The sequence below is a fragment of the Kitasatospora sp. NPDC058046 genome (assembly GCF_042885595.1).
Classification (GTDB): Bacteria; Actinomycetota; Actinomycetes; order Streptomycetales; family Streptomycetaceae; genus Kitasatospora.
This window is the reverse complement of the sequence record NZ_JBHVRS010000003.1, coordinates 376,470-397,567: the sequence shown is the minus strand read 5'-3', so window position 1 is coordinate 397,567 and position 21,098 is coordinate 376,470. Positions and strand designations below refer to the sequence as shown.

Here is a 21,098-nt window from a genome sequence, read left to right as displayed (position 1 = left end):
AGCTCTCTCGTGAGGAGGACGGGAGGTGCTGAGGGACGATCGGGTGGAGCGGGCGTACGGGTACGTGTGCGGCGGCGCCGGATCAGGTGGGCTGGAGGTCCTTGGCGTCCTCGGGCTCGGCCGGGCCGTCGCCCTCGCCCTCGCCGTCGCCTTCGTCGGTGTCCGCGTCCGGGCCCGCGGGCTCCGGCGGCTCGGTCGGGGCCTCCGGCTTGCCGATCAGGTGGGCGGACGCGAGCAGCGCGCCGACCACCATCACGCCGAGCACCACCCGGAAGTCCAGGGCGGCCACCAGGCCGGAGCCGACGCCGACGGCCAGCGCCTGCGGCGCGGTGAGCGAGAGGTTGACGGCCGCCTGGGCGCGCCCCATCAGCTGCGGCGGGGTGGAGGCCTGGGCGGCGGTGGCGAGGCCGACCATGGCGGCCGGGATGCCCGCGCCCGCGATCACCAGGCCGGCCGACACCACGTACAGCGACGGGGCGAGCAGCAGGACGGTCCCGAGGCCGAACACCGCCGAGCCCGCCATGACCGTCCGGCGCGGCCCGAGCCTGCCGATCAGCAGGCCGCCGACCACCGAGCCGGCCAGCGCGCCGACGGCCTCGGTGGTCTCCAGCACGCCGAGGAACTGCGGCGAGCGGTGCAGCCCGTGCTGGGTCAGCGCGAACAGCACCGGCTGCAGCAGGCTCAGCACGAAGCCGGAGGCGGCGGTGGCCGCGACCAGCGGCCGCAGCCCGACCGAACCGCGCAGGTGGACGAAGCCGGCCAGCACCTCGGTGCGCCACCGCAGGCCCGAGGGCTCCGGCTTGACCTCCTCCACCCGCAGGGTGAGGAAGCTCAGCGCGGCCAGCAGCAGCACGACGAGGTCGGCCACCGCCACCACGTGCCCGCCGAACCAGCCGTAGAGGCCCGAGCCGAGCAGCGGCGCCACCAGCGTGGTGCCGGCCCGGGCGCTCTGGGTCAGCCCGGCCGCCGCGCCGAAGTCCTGACGCTCCGTCAGGATGCTGCGCAGCAGCGCGCTCTGCGCCGGGGCCAGGACGGCCCCGGCCAGACCGCAGACCGTGGCGGTGCAGTAGATGATCCAGACCGTGTCCCGGCCGTCGACCAGCAGCAGCGGCAGCAGCGAGAGGGCCACCGCCAGGTTGACCCCGACCAGCAGCGGCTTGCGCCGGACCCGGTCGGCGAGCAGGCCGCCGAGCGGGAGCAGCAGCAGGGGCGCGGAGAAGCAGAACAGCACCAGACCGGCGGCGGAGTTGCTGCCGGTCAGCACCTTGGCCCAGATGCCGAGGGCGATGGAGAGGGCGCTGTCACCGAGGACGGACAGGGTCTGCCCGGCCAGGTAGCGCCGGAACTCCGGGCGGACCAACAGCGGGTGCATGGCGGTTCCTTCGCTGCGCCGACGGCGCTTCGGGGTGTGCAGGGGTGTGCGGTGGTGCCGTGGTGCTCGGTGGTGCGGTGGTGCTGTGCGGTGGTGCGGTGCTGTGCAGTGCGGTGGTGCAGGGGCGCCCGGGGTGCGCCCTGACGCACGCGGGGTGCTCAGGGCGCCGGGCGGTCGGCGCGTCGGCGGGTCGGGCGCCGGGCGCTCAGGGTGTGGCCGGGTGGGCCGGGGCGAGCGGGGCGACGGCGGCGAAGCCCTCGATCACCGCGTCGTTGGCGTCCTTCTCGCCGATGGCGACCCGGATGCCCTGGCCGGGGTAGTAGCGCACGGCCACGCCCAGGCGCTCCAGCTCCGCGCGCAGCGGGAGCTGGTCGCCGGGGGCGTCGACCCACAGGAAGTTGGTGACGCTGGGCGCCACCGTCCAGCCGAGGCGCAGCAGTTCGGCCTCGGTGCGCTCCCGCTCCGCGGCGATCTCGGCGATCCGGCGCGCCATCTCGTCCTCGGCGCCGACGGCGGCGAGCAGGCCCGCCTCCTGGAGCCGGTTCACCGCGTACGGCACCTGGTGGTCCCGTACCCGCTGGGCCACGGACTCCTCCGCCAGCGCGTAGCCGATCCGCAGCGCGGCGATGCCGTGCGACTTGGACAGGGTGCGCAGCACGACGAGGTTCGGCCACTCGGCGATCCGGGCCGGCACGTCCGGGGCCTGCCAGCCCAGGGCGAAGTCGACGTACGCCTCGTCGAGCAGGATCAGCGCGGTGGCCGGCACCCGGCGGAAGAACTCCGTCAGCTCGGCCCAGGAGTAGACCGTGCCGGTCGGGTTGTGCGGGTTGCACAGCACGACGATCCGGGTGCGCCCGTCCATCCGCTCGGCCATCGCCGCCAGGTCGTGCCGGGCGTCGGGGCCGAGCGGGACCGGCCGGGCCTCGGCCCGGGCGATCTCGCAGAACAGCGGGTACGCGTCGAAGCAGGGCGCCGAGTGGACCACGTTGTCGCCGGGCTCGACCACCGCGTGGAAGAGGTCCAGCGCCACGCCCGCCGAGCCGTGGCCGACCACGACCTGGCCGGCCGGGACGTCCTGCCAGTCGGCGACGATCCCGGCGATCCGCTCCGGACGGAAGTCCGGGTAGCGGTGCAGGTCGGCGCTGGCCTCGGCCAGCGCCGCCAGTACCGACGGCAGCGGCGGGTACGGGTGCTCGTTCTGTGCCAGCAGGTACCTGGCGTCCGACGGGCCGGCCATCAGTCGGCCTGGAGGACGTAGAGCCAGGAGTGCGGGGTGGCGAGCGCCTCGACGCGGTCGATCCGCAGGCCGGCCTCGGTGAACAGCTCCTCGTAGGTGGCCTTGGTGTGCAGCGGGACGCCCATCATCGCGTGCGCCAGCTCGAAGCCCACCGAGAAGACCGGCTGGGCGCCGTCGGAGGTGCCCGGGTCGCGCAGCATGGTGTCGCCGAGGACGAAGGTGCGGGCCTTCGGGAAGGACTCCCGCATCCGGGTGAAGATCGAGGAGCGGGTGGCCGGGTCGGCCAGCAGGTCGTGCAGCAGGAAGAAGCTCATCACGGTGTCGACCTCGGCCACCTCGGCGGCCTCGGCGTCGTTGTCGATCTGGGTGCCGAGCAGGCCCAGCACGTCCGCGCGGACGGCGGTGACCCGGTCCTGCATGCCGGCCTCGACGATGTCGCGGCGGGCGATGTCGGTGGCCGGGCGGCTGATGTCGATGCCCAGGCCCCGGGAGCCCTCGCGCTGCGAGACCACCCGGCGCACCCGGGCGGAGGTGCCCGAGCCCAGGTCGGCGATGTGCCGGAAGTCGATGCCGCTCAGCACGTCGGTGAGCTGGGCGGCGAACAGCGACTGGTCGCACTGGGCGGAGCCGAGGGCGACCATCGCCTCGTCGCGGAAGACGTCCGTGTCGTAGCGGTGGGTGCCGGCGCTCAGGTGGCCGGCGCGGCCGAACACGTCGTGGTAGCCGCCGACGGCCCAGGTGAAGTAGCCGCGCGCGGCGGCGATCTCCAGGCCCGCCTCGGTGGGCAGGTAGGCGTCGCCGTCGGCCTTGAGGTAGCCGTAGTCGGCGGCGGCGCGCAGCACGGCCTCGGTCCGGGCGGTGTCGCCGGCCTGGGCGGTGGCCTCGGCGGCCGAGAGCGGCTCGCCGCGCCCGATCGACTCCAGCAGGCCGATCCGGTCCAGCGCGAAGATCACGTTGGCGGCGATGAAGCCGTTGTAGGCGTCGGTCGAGGTGATCGGCGACGGGGTGATGCCACGCCAGGTGTCGGGGATGGCCGCAGTGGTCATGGTGGTGTCCGTTTCTCGGTGGGCGGACCGGGTGCGGTCCGCGTGGTGTGCGCAGGTCGGTCGCCTGCGGTCGGTAGGGGTCTGAAGTCGGTGCGTCAGGAGGTCAGGCGGGCGGCGAGCACCGGGCCGATGACGGCGAGCGCCTCGGTGCCCGTCATCGCGCCGTGGGTGCTCGGCACCTCGTGGACGTCGAGCCGGCCGCCCAGGTGCGGGCGCCAGCTCTCCGGGTCGGGGGCGTCGGCCGGCCGGTCCTTGGCGGCGGTGAAGAACACCGCGTCGCCGTCGTAGCCGGGCAGCGGGAGTTCGTGGGACAGCTCGGCGTTGGCCTGGAAGACCGAGACCACCCGGGCCACCCCGGCGCCGCTGAGGCCGGCCAGCGGGCCCTCGCCGTCGCGGACGAGCGCGGCGTAGCCGTCCTCGTCGGCGGGCCAGGCGGTGACCTCCCCGGCCGGGTGGCCGAGCGAGTCGAGGATCACCGCGAGCTGCGCCGGGTCGTCCCGCCACTGCTCGGGCCCCGGCTCGCCGGTGCCCGGGTAGGCGTCCAGCAGGGCCAGCAGCCGGACCTCCTCGCCCTGGCGGCGCAGCAGCGCGGCGATCGCGTGGGCGACGGCCCCGCCGAACGACCAGCCGAGCAGGGCGTACGGGCCCTCGGGGCGGACGGCGCGGATCTGCGCGAGGTAGGTCCGGGCGAGTTCCTCGACCGAGGCCGGGTGCGCGGCCGGGTCGGCCAGGCCGGGGGCCTGGAGGCCGTAGATCGGCTGCTCGGCGTCGAGGTGGCGCAGCAGGCCGGTGTAGACCCAGCTGATGCCGGCGGCCGGGTGGACGCAGAACAGCGGCGGGCGCGAGCCGCGGGTGCGGATCGGCAGCAGGACGGGGAAGCTCTCGGCGGCCGGACCCCGGGTGAGCCGCTCGGCCAGCCGGGCCACGGTCGGCGCCTCGAACAGCGTGCGGACGCCGACCCGGTCGCCCTCGCCGACCAGGTCGCGCAGGCCCGCGACCAGCCGGCTGGCCAGCAGCGAGTGCCCGCCGAGCTCGAAGAAGTTGTCGTCCACGCCGACCTTCTCCAGCCCGAGCAGGTCGGCGAACAGGCCGCAGAGCAGCTCCTCCTGGGGCGTCGCGGGCGCCCGCCCGGAGCCGAGCCAGGTGGTGTCGGGGGCCGGCAGGGCCTTGCGGTCGACCTTGCCGTTGGCGGTCAGCGGCAGGGCGTCCAGGGCGACGACCGCCGTGGGCACCATGTAGTCCGGCAGGGACGCGCCGACGTGGGCCCGCAGTTCGGCCTGGTCGACCGTCCGCCCGGGGTGGGCGACGGCGTAGCCGACCAGCCGGCGGTCGCCCGGGCGGTCCTCCCGGACCAGCACGAACGCCTGGGCCAGGGAGGGGTGTCGGGCCAGCACGGCCTCGATCTCGCCGGGCTCGATCCGGAAGCCGCGGATCTTCACCTGGTGGTCGGTGCGGCCCAGGTACTCCAGGGTGCCGTCGGCCTGGCGGCGGACCAGGTCGCCCGAGCGGTACATCCGGCTGCCGGGGGCGCCGTACGGGTCGGCGACGAAGCGCTCGGCGCTCTGGCCGGGCCGGTTGAGGTAGCCGCGGGCCAGGCCGGCGCCCGCGATGTACAGCTCGCCCTCGACCCCGGCCGGGACGGGCTGGAGCGCGGCGTCCAGGACGTAGAGCCGGGTGTCCAGCACGGGCCGGCCCATCGGCGGGGCGATCCGGCCGGCGAGCGGTTCGCTCATGCTGGCGCAGACGGTGGACTCGGTCGGGCCGTAGGCGTTGACCATCCGCAGCCGGGCCGACCAGTGCTCGACCAGGTCGGGCGGGCAGGCCTCGCCGGCCACCACCAGGGTGCCGCCCTCCGGCAGCGCGTCCGGGGCGAGGACGGCCAGCGCGGTCGGCGGCAGGGTCAGGTGGGTGACGCCCTGCTCGGCGATCAGCTCGGTCAGCGAGGGGCCGGGCAGCAGCTGGTCGGCGTCGCCGAGGACGGCCCGGGCGCCGGTGAGCAGCGCCATGCCCAGCTCCCAGACGGCCGCGTCGAAGGACGGCGAGGCGAACAGCAGCACCCGGCTGTCCGGGGTGACGGCCAGGCCCCGGCGCTGGCTCTCCACCATGGCGGCGAGGCCGGTGTGGGTGACAACCACGCCCTTGGGGCGGCCGGTGGAGCCCGAGGTGTAGATGACGTACGCGGCCGAGTGCGGGGTGATCGCGGTGCCGGTGAGGTCGTGCGCCGGGTGGCCGGAGGCGTCCAGGTCCTCGATCAGCAGCCGCGGGACGGTGCTGTCGGCGAGCAGGCCGTCGGCCAGCGCCCGGCTGGTGAGGACCAGCGCGGGCCGGGCGTCGTCCAGCATGTAGGCGATCCGGTCGGCCGGGTAGCGCGGGTCCAGCGGCTGGAAGACCGCGCCGGCCTTGAGCACGGCGAGCTGGGCGACGATCAGCTCGATCGAGCGCTCCAGGGCGATCGCGACGAACCGCTCGGGGCCCGCGCCGTGCTCGATCAGCAGCCGGGCGAAGCGGTTGGCGCGCTCGTTCAGCTCGCCGTAGGTGACCTGCTCGGCGCCGAAGGAGAGCGCGACGGCCTCCGGGCGGGCGGTGGCCCGGGCCTCGAAGAGCGCCGGGAAGGTGCCGAGCGGGAGGTCCTCCCGGGTGTCGTTCCAGCCGGTGAGCAGCTGCTCGCGCTCCTCGGGCGCCAGCACCTCGACCCGGCCCACCGCGAGGTCCGGGTCGGCCAGCACCGCGCGCAGGGCGCGCTCGAAGCGGGCGGCCGTCGCCTCGGCGGTGGCCCGGTCGAACAGGTCGACGGCGTACTCCACCGTCAGGCCCAGCCCGGCGGGCGCGCCGGCCGCGTCGAAGCTCTCGCTGAAGGCGAAGGTCAGGTCGAACTTGGCGAGGTCGGAGTCCAGTTGCTCGACCCGGCCGGGCAGGCCGTCGAGGCCGATCTCCCCGGCGTCGCCGCCGGAGGTCAGCATCACCTGGCAGAGCGGGTGGCGGGCGGTCGAGCGCACCGGGTTGAGCAGCTCGACCAGCCGCTCGAAGGGCACGTCCTGGTGCTCGAAGGCGTCCAGGGTGGAGACCCGCACGCGCTCCACCAGCTCCCGGAAGCTCGGGTCGCCGGAGAGGTCGGTGCGCAGCACCAGGGTGTTGACGAAGAAGCCGACCAGGTCCTCCAGCGCCTCGTCGGTGCGGCCGGCCACCACGGTGCCGATCGGCAGGTCGGTGCCCGCGCCGATCCGGCCCAGGGTGGTGGCGAGCGCGGCCTGCATCACCATGAAGACGCTGGCCCGGCTCCGCTGCGCCAAGTCGACGAGGGAGGCGTGGAGTCCGGCGTCCATCCGCAGCTCGACGGCGGCGCCGAGGCGGCTCGGGGCGGCGGTGCGGTGCCGGTCGAAGGGGAGCGTCAGCTCCTCGGGGAGGTCGGCCAGGGCTCGCTGCCAGTAGGCGAGTTGGTCGGTCAGCAGGGCGCTGGGCCGCTCGTCGGTGCCGAGCAGCTCGTGCTGCCAGAGGGTGTAGTCGGCGTACTGCACCGGCAGCGGCTCCCAGCCGGGGGCGGTGCCGGTGCGGCGGGCCCGGTACGCCTCGGCGAGGTCGCGCACCAGCGGGACCACGGACCAGCCGTCGGTGGCGATGTGGTGCATCAGCACCAGCAGGACGTGCTCCTGGTGCGGCAGCGACAGCAGGGTGGCGCGCACCGGCAGGTCGCGGGCGAGGTCGAAGACCTGCGACCCGGCCTCGGCGAGGGCCGCCGCGAGCTCCTCCTCGGAGGCCACCGAGGCGGTATGCAGCGGGAGTTCGGGGTTCTCCAGGAGCAGCTGGTGCGGCTGCCCGTCGGTGGTCGGGTAGACGGTGCGGAGCACCTCGTGGCGCTCCAGCACGTCCGCCAGGGCCGCCTGGAGGGCGGCGGCGTCGACCGGGCCGGTCAGCCGGAGGGCGCACGGGGTGTTGTAGAGCGCGCTCGGCCCCTCGAACTGGTCGATGAACCAGAGGCGTTGCTGCGCGGGGGAGAGCGGGACGCGGTCGGGGCGCTCGACCGGCCGCAGGGCCGGACGGGCGGCGCCCGGGGCGGGCAGCGCCTCGGCGAGCGCGGCCACGCTGGGGGCGTCGAACAGTGTGCGGACAGGCAGTTCGGTGCCGAGCGCGGTGCGGATGCGGCCGACCAGCTTGGTGGCGAGCAGCGAGTGGCCGCCCAGGTCGAAGAAGCTGTCGTCGATCCCGATCCGCTCCAACCCGAGGACGTCGGCGAAGAGTTCGCACAGGGCGCGCTCGGTGTCGGTGCGCGGGGCGCGGCCCTCGGCGCCGCCGGTCCAGTCGGGGGCGGGCAGGGCGCGGCGGTCCACCTTGCCGTTGGCCGTCACCGGGAGGGCGTCGAGGACGACCACGGCGGCCGGGAGCATGTAGCCGGGCAGGCTGTCGGCGACGGCGGCGCGCAGCTCGGCGGGAGTGCCGTCGCCGGTGGCGTACACCACCAGGCGCTTGTCGCCGGGCCGGTCCTCGCGGACCACGGCGAAGGCCTGGCCGACGCCCGGGAGCGCGGTGAACGCGCCCTCCACCTCGCCGAGTTCGATCCGGAAGCCGCGGATCTTCACCTGGTCGTCGGCCCGGCCGAGGAATTCCAGCACGCCGTCGGCGGTCCAGCGGACCAGGTCGCCGGTGCGGTACATCCGGGCGCCGGGCTCGCCGAACGGGCAGGCGACGAAGCGCTCGGAGGTCAGGCCGGGGCGGCCGACGTAGCCGCGGGCCAGGCCGGCCCCGGCGATGTACAGCTCGCCGGCCACGCCGGCCGGGACGGGCTGGAGCGCGGTGTCCAGCACGTACAGCCCGGTGTTGTTCAGCGGGCGCCCGATCGGCACCACGGCGGGGACGAGCCCGCCCGGGGCCATGGTGAAGGTGGTCTTGATGGCGGTGGTCTCGGTGGGGGCGTACACCGCGACCACGGAGGTGTCCGGGCAGGCCCGGTGGAGCCGGCGGACGGACTCCGGCGGGACGACGTCGCCGCCGGTCCACACCTGGCGGACGTTGCGGAAGGCGGCCGGGTCCTCGTCGGCCATCAGTCGCAGCAGGCCGGACGGGGCCTGGACCAGGGTCACCTCGTGGGTGGTGATGGTCTCGGCGAGGCGGCGGATGTCCAGCTCGCCGGGCTCGGCGAGCACGATCGCCCCGCCGGTGACCAGCGGCGCCCAGATCTCGGTGGTGGAGGCGTCGAAGGCGGTGGGCGAGTGCAGCAGCACCCGCTCGTGGTGGCCGGCCCGGAAGTGCGGGTTGCCCAGCAGGTCCACCACGTTGCGGTGGGTGACGGCGACGCCCTTGGGCACCCCGGTCGAGCCCGAGGTGTACATCACGTAGACGAGTTGGCCGGGCAGGACGGGCACGGCCGGGTCGCCCGCCGCGGGGGCCCCGGCGAGCAGCGCGTCGGTGACCTCGACGGCGGCGAAGCCCTCGGTGGCGAGCACCGGGTGGCCCTGGTGGGCGGGGTCGACGAGCAGCAGGGCGGTGCGGGTGTCGGCGAGGATGTGCTGGAGCCGGTCCAGCGGGTAGCGGTCGTCCAGCGGGACGTAGGTGCCGCCCGCCTTGGCGATCGCGAGGACGGCGGTGAGCAGCCCGGCGGAGCGCTCCATCAGCACCGCGACCGGCTGCTCGGTGGTCAGGCCGCGCTCCAGCAGCAGGGCGGCGAGCCGGTTGGCGCGGTCGTTCAGCTCGGCGTAGTCGAGCCGCTCGGTGCCGGAGACCAGGGCGAGGGCCCCGGGGGTGGCGGCGGCCTGGGCCTCGAACAGCCGGGGCAGGCTCTGCTCGGCGACCGGCGCGGCCGGCCCGTTCCAGCCGGCGAGCAGCTGCTCGCGCTCGGCCGGGGCGAGGATCTCGATGCCGCCGATCGGCGCGTCCGGGGCGGCCACGGCGGCGCGCAGGACGCGCACCAGCCGCTCGGCGAGGGAGACGGCGGTGGCGTGGTCGAAGAGGTCGGCCGCGTAGTCGACGGCGGCGCGCACGCCCAGGCAGGTGCCGTCGGCCGCGAGCCGCTCGACGAAGTTGAAGTTGAGGTCGAACTGGGCCTGGGCCTCGCCGACCTCGACCGGGGTGCCCGTCGCGGCGCCGAAGGCGAGGTCGCCGGCCTGCTCCGCGTTGAGCGTGACGACGGTCTGGAAGAGCGGGTGGCGGGCGGGGGTGCGGGTGGGGTTGAGGTGCTCGACCAGGCGCTCGAAGGGGATGTCCTGGTGGTCGTAGGCGTCCAGGTTCGCGCGCCGGACGCGGTCGAGCAGCTCGCGGAAGCTCGGGTCGCCGGAGGTGTCGGTGCGCAGCAGCAGGGTGTTGACGAAGAAGCCGACCAGGTCGTCCAGGGCCTCGTCGGTGCGGCCGGCCACGGGGGTGCCGAGCGGGAGGTCGGTGCCGGCGCCGAGGCGGGTGTAGAGGGTGGCGACCGCGGCCTGCAGCGCCATGAACAGGCTGGCGTGCCGGCCGGAGGCCAACTCGGTGAGCGCGCCGTGCAGTTCGGCGTCCAGCTCGAAGTCGGCGGCGCCGCCGCGGCGGCTCGGCCGGGCCGGGCGCGGCCGGTCGTAGGGGAGCGCCAGCTCCTCCGGCAGGTCGGACAGCTCCTGCCGCCAGTGGGCGAGTTGCAGGGAGACGACGCTCTCCGGGTCGTCCTCCTCGCCGAGCAGCTCGCGCTGCCAGAGGGTGTAGTCGGCGTACTGCACCGGCAGCGGCTCCCACCGCGGCTCGGTGCCGGTGGTCCGGGCCCGGTACGCCTCGGCGAGGTCGCGGAAGAGCGGGGCGACCGACCAGCCGTCGCTGGCGATGTGGTGGGTGAGCAGCAGCAGGACGTGCTCGTCCGGCGCGGGCAGCGCGTACAGCCAGGCCCGCACGGGCAGGTCGGCGGCGAGGTCGAAGACCTGCCCGGCGGCCTCGTGCAGCAGCGCGGGCAGCTCGGCCTCGTCGGCCACCGGCACCCGGTGCAGGGTCGGGCGCCCCTCGGTGAGGATGTGCTGGTGGGGCTGGCCGTCGGTGGTGGGGAAGACGGTGCGCAGCACCTCGTGCCGGTCCACCACGTCCCCGAGCGCGCCTTCGAGGGCGGCGGCGTCGAGCCCGCCGGTCAGCCGGAGGGCGAACGGAGTGTTGTAGAGGGAGCTCGGTCCCTCGAACTGTTCGATGAACCAGAGTCGCTGCTGGGCGAACGACAACGGGATCAAGGTCTGCCTCCGACTGGCGACGTACGGCTGCTGTGGCTGGTGGGGCTGCGGTGCCCGGTGGTGCGGAGCGGTCGTGCGGCGGGGGCGGGCCGTGCCGGTGGCGCGGCCCGCGTCCTGCCGCGGGTCAGGCCTGGCCGCTCGGGCGGCGCATCGGCCGCAGGGCCGGGCGGGCCTTCTTCGGCGCGGGCGCCGCCTCGCCCCCGGGCAGGACGGCGGCGAGGGCGGCGACCGTTGGCGCGTCGAACAGCGTGCGGATCGGCAGTTCCGCGCCGAGGGTGGCGCGGATCCGGCTGACCAGCCGGGTGGCGAGCAGGGAGTGGCCGCCGAGGTCGAAGAACCGGTCGTCGATGCTGACCGTCTCCACGCCCAGCACCTCGGCGAACAGGGCGCACAGCTCCCGCTCGCGCTCGGTGCGCGGGGCGCGGCCCTCGGCCGCCCCGGCGTACTCGGGCGCGGGCAGGGCCCTGCGGTCGACCTTGCCGTTGGCCGTGACCGGCAGGCTGTCCAGGACGACCACGGCGGCCGGGAGCATGTAGGCGGCGAGGCGGTCCGCGACGAACGCGCGCAGCTCGCCGTCGGTGGCCTTGCCGGTGGCGTACACCACCAGGCGCTTGTCGCCCGGCTGGTCCTCGCGGACCACCGCGAGCGCCTGGCCGACGCCCTCGTGGGCGGTGAACGCCGCCTCCACCTCGCCGAGTTCGATCCGGAAGCCGCGGATCTTGACCTGGTCGTCGGCCCGGCCGAGGAACTCCAGGACGCCGTCCGCCGTCCAGCGGGCGAGGTCCCCGGTGCGGTACATCCGGCCGCCGTCCCCGTCGAAGGGACAGGCGACGAAGCGCTCGGCACTGAGCGCCGGGCGGCCGACGTAGCCGCGGGCCAGGCCGGCCCCGGCGATGTACAGCTCGCCCGCCACTCCGGCCGGGACGGGCTGGAGCGCGGCGTCCAGCACGTACAGCCGGGTGTTGGCCAGCGGGCGCCCGATCGGCACCACGTTCGGCACCGCCGCGGCGTCCGGCATCGGGTACTGGGTGGCGCACAGGGTGGTCTCGGTCGGCCCGTACAGGGCCCGCACCGCGATGCCGGGGACGGCCTCCAGCACCTGGCGCACGGCCGGGGCGGAGACCACGTCGCCGCCGGTCAGCACCTCGCGCACACCGGCGAAGATGCCCGGGTCCTCCTCCGCGATGACCCGGAACAGACCGGCGGTGACGTGGACGTGGGTGAGCGCGTGCTCGCGGACCAGCCCGCGGATGGCGGCCGCGTCCAGGTCGCCCTGCGGCGCGACGACCACCTGGCCGCCGGAGAGCAGCGGCACCCAGATCTCGTAGGTCGAGGCGTCGAAGGCGTGCGGCGCGTGGAACAGCACCCGCAGGCCCTCGTCGTGCCGCCAGCACGGGTCGGTGGCGAGCTGCACCACGTCCCGGTGGCTGATCGCGATGCCCTTGGGCTCCCCGGTGGAGCCGGAGGTGAACATCACGTACGCGAGCTGCTCCGGGTGGGGCGCGGCCCGGTGGGCGCGCCGCTCGCGCGGACCGTCGAACCAGCCCTCGGTGAGCGGCAGGACGGGGCAGGGGGCGTCGGCGGCCAGCGGGTGGTCGCGGTGCGCCGGGTCGACCAGGACGAGCGCGGCGGCCGTCTCGGCGGTGATCCGCCGCAGCCGCTCGGCCGGGTGCCGGTCGTCCAGCGGGACGTAGGTGCCGCCGGCCTTGGCCACCGCGAGGATCGCGGTCAGCAGGTCGGCGGAGCGGTCCATCAGCAGGACCACCGGCGTCTCGGCGCCGACCCCGGCACCGGCCAGGTGGGCCGCCAGGTGCTCGGCCCGGGAGTCCAGTTCGGCGTAGCTCAGCCGCTCGGTGCCGAAGACCACGGCCGGCGCGTCGGGGGTGGCGGCGGCCCGCGCCTCGAACAGCTCCGGCAGGGTCGCGTCCGGGACGGGCGCGGCGGTGTCGTTCCAGCCGGTGAGCAGCTGCTCGCGCTCGGCCGGGGCGAGGATCTCGATGCCGCCGATCGGGGCGTCCGGGGCGGCCGCGGCGGCGCGCAGGACGCGCAGCAGCCGCTCGCCGAGGGCGGTGGCGGTGGCGTGGTCGAAGAGGTCGACCGCGTACTCGACCGCCACCGTCAGGCCCGCCTGCGGGCCCTGCTCGGTGAACCGGAAGGACAGGTCGAACTTGGCGACGTCCAGCTCGAAGGGGTGCTCCGCGCAGCCCAGGCCGCCGAACTCGGCCGGCACCGTGACCCGGCTCTCCAGCGCCACCAGGGTCTGGAAGAGCGGGTGGCGGGCGGGGGTGCGGGTGGGGTTGAGGTGCTCGACCAGGCGCTCGAAGGGGATGTCCTGGTGGTCGTAGGCGTCCAGGTCGGCGCGCCGGACGCGGTCGAGCAGTTCCCGGAAGGTCGGGTCGCCGCTGGTGTCGGTGCGCAGCAGCAGGGTGTTGACGAAGAAGCCGACCAGGTCGTCCAGGGCCTCGTCGGTGCGGCCGGCCACGGGGGTGCCGAGCGGCAGGTCGGTGCCGGCGCCGAGGCGGGTGTAGAGGGTGGCGACCGCGGCCTGCAGCGCCATGAACAGGCTGGCGTTCTGCGCCGCCGCCAACTCGCCGAGCGCGCCGTGCAGTTCGGCGTCGACGGTGACCTCCACCAGGCCGCCCCGGTGCCCCGGCACGGCCGGGCGCGGCCGGTCGTAGGGGAGCGCCAGCTCCTCCGGGGCCTCGGCCAGGGCCTGCTGCCAGTAGGCGAGTTGGTCGGTCAGCAGGGCGCTGGGCCGCTCGTCGGTGCCGAGCAGCTCGCGCTGCCAGAGGGTGTAGTCGGCGTACTGCACCGGCAGCGGCGCGCGGGTGGGCGCGGCGCCGGCGGTCCGGGCCCGGTAGGCCTCGGCGAGGTCGCGGAAGAGCGGCCCGACCGACCAGCCGTCGCTGGCGATGTGGTGCATCAGCACCAGCAGGACGTGCTCATCGTGCGGCAGCGACAGCAGGGTGGCGCGCACCGGCAGGTCGCGGGCGAGGTCGAAGACCTCCTCGCCGGCCGCGACCAGGGCCGCCCGCAGCTGCCCCTCGTCGGCCACCGGCACCTGGCGCAGCGACAACCCGCTACCCTCGACGACCTGTTGGTGCGGCTGGCCGTCGACGGTCGGGAAGACGGTGCGCAGCACCTCGTGCCGCTCCACCACGTCCCGGACGGCCTGCTCCAGGGCGGGCAGGTCGACGGCGCCGGTGAGCCGGACCGCGACGGGGGTGTTGTAGAGCGCGCTGGGGCCCTCGAACTGCTCGATGAACCACAGGCGTTGCTGGGCGGAGGAGAGCGGCACCCGCTCCGGACGCTCGGCCGGCCGCAGGGCCGGGCGGGCCGCCGCGGAGTCGGGCAGGGCGGCGGCCAGCAGGGCCACCGTCGGGTTGTCGAAGAGCGTGCGGATCGGCAGCTCGGCGCCGAGACCGGCGCGGATGCGGCTGACCAGCTTGGTGGCGAGCAGCGAGTGGCCGCCGCGGTCGAAGAAGTTGTCGTCGATGCTGATCCGGGCCAGCCCGAGGACCTCGGCGAACAGCGCGCACAGGGCCTGCTCGGTGGCGTTGCGCGGCTCGCGCCCGCCGTCGGCGCCGTTGTAGTCGGGCGCGGGCAGGGCCTTGCGGTCCACCTTGCCGTTGGGGTTCACCGGCAGCTCGTCGAGGACGACGATCGCGGCGGGCAGCATGTAGCCGGGCAGCCGCTCGGTGACGAAGTCGCGCAGCGCGTCGGCCCGCACCTCGCCGGTGACGTACGCGACCAGGCGCTTGTCGCCCGGCTGGTCCTGGCGGACCGCCACGCAGACCTGGCCGACCGCCGGGTGGGCGGTGAACGCCGCCTCCACCTCGCCGAGTTCGATCCGGAAGCCGCGCAGCTTGACCTGGTCGTCCGCTCGACCGACGAACTCCAGTTCGCCCGCGGGCGTCCAGCGCACCACGTCGCCGGTGCGGTACATCCGGCCGCCGGGCTCGCCGAACGGGCAGGCCACGAAGCGCTCGGAGGTCAGGCCGGGGCGGCGGACGTAGCCGCGGGCCAGGCCGGAGCCGCCGATGTAGAGCTCGCCGGGCACGCCGACCGGCACCGGGCGCAGCCCGGCGTCCAGCACGTACAGCCGGTTGTTGGGCAGCGGCCGGCCGATCGGCACGACGGCCGGCACCTCGGCGGCCGAGGTCATCGGGAAGTGCGTGGCGAAGGTGGTCGTCTCGGTCGGCCCGTAGACGTTGATCAGCCGCAGCCCGGGGCAGCTGTCCAGCACCCGTCGCATGGCGACCGGCGAGGCGATGTCGCCGCCCGTCCACACCTCGTGCAGCCCGGTGAAGGTCTCCGGGGCCTCGGCGGCCAGCACGTTGAAGAGGCCGACGCTGATCCAGGCGGAGGTGGTCCGCTCGTGGCCGATCACCGCCGCCAGCTCGGCGATGCCGAGCCGGCCGGCCGGGGCGATCACCAGCTGGCCGCCGGAGAGCAGCGGGGTCCAGATCTCGTAGGTGGAGGCGTCGAAGGCGGAGGGCGCGTGCACCGGCAGCCGCTCGTGGCCGCCGCCGGTGAACTGGCCGCCGAGCGCGAGGTCCACCACGCCGCGGTGGGTGATGGCGATGCCCTTGGGCACGCCGGTCGAGCCGGAGGTGTGCATCACGTACACCAACTGGTCGGCGCGCTGCGGCAGTCCGAGGTTCTCGGGGTGCTCCTCGGCGTGCGGGTCGAGCACCGTCAGTCCGGCCAGCGCGGGGTGCTCGCGGTGGGCGGCGTCGGCCAGCACCAGGGCGGCCCCGGCGTCGTCGAGGACGGTCCGCAGCCGGTCGGCGGGCTGGGCGTCGTCCAGCGGGACGTACAGGCCGCCGGCCTTGAGCACGGCCAGGATCGCCACCACCTGGGCGGCCGAGCGGTCGATCATCAGCGCGACCGGCGTCTCCCGGACCACCCCGGCCTCGACCAGCCGCAGCGCCAGGCCGTTGGCCCGGGCGTTGAGCTGGGCGTAGGTCAGCTCGGCGTCGTCCGCGGTGAGCGCGAGCGCGTCCGGGGTCGCGGCGGCCCGCGCCTCGAACAGCTCGGGCAGCGAGCCCTCCGGCAGCGGGGTGCTGGTGCCGCTCCACTCGGTGACCAGCTCGGCGCGCTCGGCCGCGGTCAACACCTCGACGGTGCCGACGAGTTCGGCCGGGTCGGCGACGATCCGGTCGAGCAGGGCGAGGAAGCGGTCCAGCAGGGCGCGGGCCTCCCCGGTGGTGAAGGCGTCCGGCTGGTGGTCCAGTCGCAGCTGGAGGCCGTCGCCGGGGGTGAGGGCCAGCACCAGCGGGTAGTGGGCGCTGTCGACGTCCTCGACCAGGGTGACGCGGGTGGCGCCGCTCGGGTCGGCGTCGTCCAGCGCGGACGGGTCCGGGTAGTTGCCGTACACCGTGACGGTGTCGAACAGGCTTCCCATGCCGGCGAGTTGCTGGATCTCGGTGAGGCTGAGGTGCTGGTGGTCCAGCAGCGCGGACTGCTCGTGCTGGAGGCGCAGCAGCAGCTGGCCCCAGCTCTCCGCCTGGTCCAGGCGGACCCGCACCGGCACGGTGTTGATGAGCAGGCCCATCATCCGCTCCACGCCCGGCAGGTCGTGCGGCCGGCCGGAGACGGTGGTGCCGAACAGCACGTCCTCGCGCCCGGTGAGCCGGGCCAGCAGCACGCCCCAGGCCGCCTGGACCAGGGTGTTGAGGGTGACGCCGTAGCGGCGGGCGGTGCGGGCGAGGGCCTCGGTGCCCTCCGGGGAGAGCCCGGTGTGCAGGCGCAGCGGCAGCTGCGGGACGGCCGCCGAGCGGCCGGGGGCGAGCAGGGTGGGCTCGTCGGCGCCGGCCAGGGCGTGGGCCCAGGCGGCGCGGGCGGTGTCGCCGTCGCGCCGGGTGATCCAGCGCAGGTACTCGCGGTACGGGGCGGCCGGGGCCATCGGCTGCTCGAAGTACAGCGCCCACAGCTCCTCGGCGAACAGCGGGGTCGACCAGCCGTCCAGCAGGATGTGGTGCGCGGAGGCGATCAGCTGGTGGCGCCCGGGGGCGAGCCGGAGCAGGGTGTAGCGCAGCAGCGGCGGGCGGTCGAGGTCGAAGCGGCGGCCGTACTCGGCGGCGGCGATCCGCCCGGCCTCCGCCTCCGGGTCGGCGTGGCCGCTCAGGTCCACGACGGTGAAGGGCAGTTCGACGCCGTCCGGGACGACCTGCACCGGCGGGCCGTCGTGCCGCTGGTGGAAGGCGGCCCGGAGGTTGGGCTGGCGCACCAGCAGCGCCTCGGCGGCGGCGCGCAGCCGGTCGGCGTCCACCGGGCCGTCGAGGTCGAAGGTGACGACCGAGGTGTAGACGTCCGCGCCGTCGGCGTCGTACGCCGAGTGGAAGGCCATGCCCTGCTGGAGCGGCGAGGTCGGCCAGACGTCGACCAGGCGGGCGGGGGCGTGGTGGGCGGCGAGCCCGTCCAGCTCGTCCTGGGTGACGGCGACCAGCGGGAAGTCGGAGGGGGTGTGCCCGCCCGCGTCCGGCCGCTCGGCGTGCTCGGCGAGCGCGCCCAGCGCGGCGAACCAGGCCTCGGCGAAGGCCTGCACCCGCTCCTCGGAGAGCAGCCCGGTGGCGTAGGACCACTGGGCGACCAGCAGCGGGCCCTGCGGGGTGTCCACGGTGGTGGCGTCCAGGCCGAGCACCCGGCCGAGGGCGAGGCCGGTCGCGGCGCCCTCAGACATCGCCTCGGTGCCGGCGAGCACGTCCTCGGCGGTGACGCCCTCGGGCGCGAAGCGGCCCAGGTAGTTGAACTCGATCTGCGGGTCGGCGTGCCCGGCCAGCGCGGCGGCGGTGTCCGGGTTGAGGTGGCGCAGCAGGCCGAAGCCGATGCCGTTGTCGGGGACGGCGCGCAGCTGCTCCTTCACCCGGCCGAGGGCCCGGCCGAGTGCGGGGCCGGCCGCGGTGACCTCGGACCAGGGCAGCGCCCCGGGGGCGAGCCGGACGGGGTAGACGGAGGTGAACCAGCCGGCGGTGCGGTGCAGGTCGACGCCGTCGACGACCTCCTCGCGGCCGTGGCCCTCCACGGTGACCAGCACGGCGCCGTCGGGCCCGGTGGTCTCCTGGCCGCGCCAGTGGCCGAGGGCCAGGGCCAGCCCGGTCAGCAGCACGTCGTTGACCTGGGCGTGGTAGGCGGCGGTGACCTTGGTGAGCAGCGCCCGGGTGGTCGCGGCGGGCAGCACGAGCCGCAGCAGGCCCTCGGTGGCGTAGGTGTCCTGGGCCGGGTCCAGCGGGCGGCCGCCGAGCAGCGGGTCCGGGGTGGCCAACGCGGCCTGCCAGAGCGGGAGTTCGGCGGCCCGGCGGTCGGTGTTGGCCTCGGCGGTGAGGCGCTGGGCCCAGCGGCGGAAGGAGGTGGGCACCGGGGCGAGCTCGACGGCGCGGTCCTCGCGGAGCGCGGCGAGCGCGCCGAGCAGGTCCTCCTCGACGATGCGCCAGGTGACGCCGTCCACCACCAGGTGGTGGATCACCAAGAGCAGCTGCGAGGGCTGCTCCGGGCCGGCGTCGAAGCGCACGGCCTGGACCATCCGGCCGTCCTCGGGCGACAGGCGGCCGCGGGCGGCCTCGGTCTCGGCGCGCAGCGCGTCCGCGTCGGCCCGGCCCTCGACCCGGCGCAGCACGGCGTCGGCGGGGACGGTGCCGGGCTCGGGCACATGCAGCGTCCAGGGGCGCTCGGCGAGCGGGGAGGTGCGGGCGCGGAACAGGTCGTGGTGGTCGAGCAGGGCCTGGACGGCGGTGGTCAGGTGCTCCCGCGTGGTGCCGGCGGGCAGGGTGAGCAGGGTGGACTGGTAGAAGCTCTCGACCGCGCCGTGCTGGGCGGCCAGCCAGTGCACGATGGGCGTCGGCGGCACCTCGCCGAGGCCGGACCCGGCGGGCTCGACGACGACCGGCCCCTCCAGCGGACGGGCGATCAGTGCCAGCTTCTCGACGGTCGGGGCGAGGAACACCTCGCGCGGGGTGAGCTGGAGGCCCGCGTGCCGAGCCCGGGAGACCAGCTGGATGGCCACGATGGAGTCGCCGCCGAGCTCGAAGAAGGAGTCCGTGACGCCCACCCGGGGCAGGCCCAGCACCTCGCCGAACAGCCGGACCAGGGTGTGCTCCAGCTCGCCGGCGGGGGCGCGGCCGTCCTCCTCGCCGGCGCCGAACACCGGCGCGGGCAGGGCGCGCTTGTCCACCTTGCCGTTGGGCGTGAGCGGCAGCCGGTCGAGCACCACGACGACGGGCACCATGTGGTCGGGCAGCCGCTCGGCGCAGTACGCCCGCAGCTCGGCCGGGTCGGCGGCGCCGACGGTGTAGCCGACCAGGCGGCGCTCGCCCGGGCGGTCCTCGCGGACCAGCACCACGGCCTGGCGGACCTCGGGGTGGGCGGAGAGGGTCTGCTCGATCTCGCCGAGCTCCACCCGGAAGCCGCGGATCTTCACCTGGTCGTCGGCCCGGCCGAGGAAGTCCAGCTGGCCGTCCGGGCGGTAGCTGCCGAGGTCCCCGGTGCGGTACATCCGGTCGCCGGGCTCGCCGTACGGGTCGGCCACGAAGCGCTCGGCGGTCAGGCCCGGGCGGTTCAGGTAGCCGCGGGCCAGGTGCGGGCCGGCCAGGTACAGCTCGCCGACGGTGCCCGGCTCGACCTGGCGCAGCTGCTCGTCCAGCACGTGGATGCGCACGTCCTGGCAGGGCCGGCCGATCGGGGGCAGCTCCTCGCCGGTGAGCGGCTCGCTCATGCTGACGATGACGGTGGCCTCGGTCGGCCCGTAGCTGTTGAGCATCAGCCGGCCGCGGCCGCAGCGGGCGGCCAGCTCGCGGGAGACCGCCTCGCCGCCGCCGATCAGGGTGCGCAGCGAGGGCATCGGCAGGTCGGGCAGGGTGGAGATCATCGCGGTGGCGACGTCGGCGTGGGTGACGCCGAACCGGTCGATCAGGGCGGCCAGCGGCTCGCCGACCAGCTGGCTCTGCTCGCGCGGCAGCACCAGGGCGGCGCCGGTGGTGAGGGCCACGGACAGGTCGGAGACCGAGACGTCGAAGCTGAGCGAGGAGGCCTGGAGCACCCGGCTGCCGGGGCCGACCCCGGTGGCGGCGACCTGGGTGCCGACCATGCTGGGCAGCCCGGTGTGGGTGACGGCCACGCCCTTGGGCACGCCGGTGGAGCCGGAGGTGTAGATGACGTACGCGGTGTTCGGCGCGCTCACCGGCCGCACCCGCTCGGCGGCGGTGAACCGGTCCCCGGAGCGCGCGGCCAGGTCGGCGAGGTGCTCGGCGGAGTCGATCAGCAGCCGGGGGGCGCCGGTCTCCGGCAGCTGGCCGGCGGCCCCGGCGGTGGTGAGCACCAGGGCGGCGCGGGAGTCGCTCAGCATGTGGCGCAGCCGCTCGGCCGGGTAGGCCGGGTCGGCGGGCAGCCAGGCGGCGCCGGTCTTGGCGACGGCGAGGATCGCGGCGATCGCCTCGGGGGACTTCGGCAGGGCCAGCGCGACGACGTCCTCGGTGCCCAGGCCGCGGGCGGCCAGCACCCGGGCCAGCCGGTTGGCGCGGGCGTCCAGCTCGGCGTACGTGAGGGTGGTGCCCTCGGCGTACAGGGCGGGGGCGTCCGGGGTGCGGGCGACCTGGGCGTCGACCAGCTCGGTGAGGGTCGGGCGGGTGTCGGGGCGGGCCAGCCGGGCGGCCAGCGCGGCGGGGGTGGGGGCGTCCGCCAGGACGGACGGTTCCAGGCGGACGCCGAACTCCTCGTGCACGCGGGCCAGCAGCCGCTCGGCGGCGGGCCGGTCGCCGCCCAGGTCGTAGAAGCCCGCCGCGGGGTCGACCGACTCCCGGCCGAGCACCTCCGCGAACAGTCGGCACAGGACCTCGGCCGCTTCCGGCCGCTGCTCGGATCTGTGCGTCTGCTGGACCCCGGACATGTGACTCTCTCCCTCGTGCGGCTGGCTCCCGCGGTGGCGGGAGCGGCGAGCTGGGTTGACCCCGGGGCGGTCGGCCCGGGGGTCGGCGGAGCGATGTTGCGGTCGTCTTGCGGTGCTGCGGTGTGCTTCGTGTGACGTCCGTGCGGCACACGGGTGCGGTGCGGCGGTGCGGAGGGTGGTGGCGCGCCGGTGCTGTTCGATGCACGCGCGTAGACGTCGGACACGGGACCGCGCCGGCGGCGTGACGGTGCGGCCGCGCGGCGGTGACGGGGTGCTGCGGTGGTGTGGTGAGGCGGTGTCGGCGGGTTCCGGCGGTGCGGTGCGCCGACGACCGGGCGAGCGGCCTGGTGAGGGGCGGCTCGGGTGCGGGGCGGTGCCGGGTGAGCGGCGGTCT

The 21,098-nt window shown here is 75.7% G+C and carries 4 protein-coding genes and 1 pseudogene; all 5 read right to left on the bottom strand.

From position 1 onward, the window contains the following. Positions 1-82: 82 nt before the first annotated feature. Positions 83-1,372: an MFS transporter gene (locus ACFVU7_RS09490; protein ID WP_388044803.1), complete on the bottom strand. Its 1,290-nt coding sequence runs from the start codon at positions 1,370-1,372 to the stop codon at positions 83-85. Positions 1,373-1,577: 205 nt separating this feature from the next. Next, positions 1,578-2,609, bottom strand: coding sequence for a histidinol-phosphate transaminase (locus ACFVU7_RS09485; protein WP_049649757.1), 1,032 nt, complete (start codon positions 2,607-2,609; stop codon positions 1,578-1,580). After that, positions 2,609-3,655, bottom strand: coding sequence for a class I SAM-dependent methyltransferase (locus tag ACFVU7_RS09480; protein ID WP_049649758.1), 1,047 nt, complete (start codon positions 3,653-3,655; stop codon positions 2,609-2,611). Before ACFVU7_RS09480 ends, ACFVU7_RS09485 begins: the two co-directional genes overlap by 1 nt. A gap of 95 nt (positions 3,656-3,750) precedes the next feature. Then, positions 3,751-10,821: pseudogene (locus ACFVU7_RS09475) on the bottom strand (amino acid adenylation domain-containing protein); the annotation flags it as partial. A gap of 124 nt (positions 10,822-10,945) precedes the next feature. Further along, positions 10,946-20,704, bottom strand: coding sequence for an amino acid adenylation domain-containing protein (locus tag ACFVU7_RS09470; RefSeq protein ID WP_388044802.1), 9,759 nt, complete (start codon positions 20,702-20,704; stop codon positions 10,946-10,948). Between the last annotated feature and the right edge of the window lie 394 nt (positions 20,705-21,098).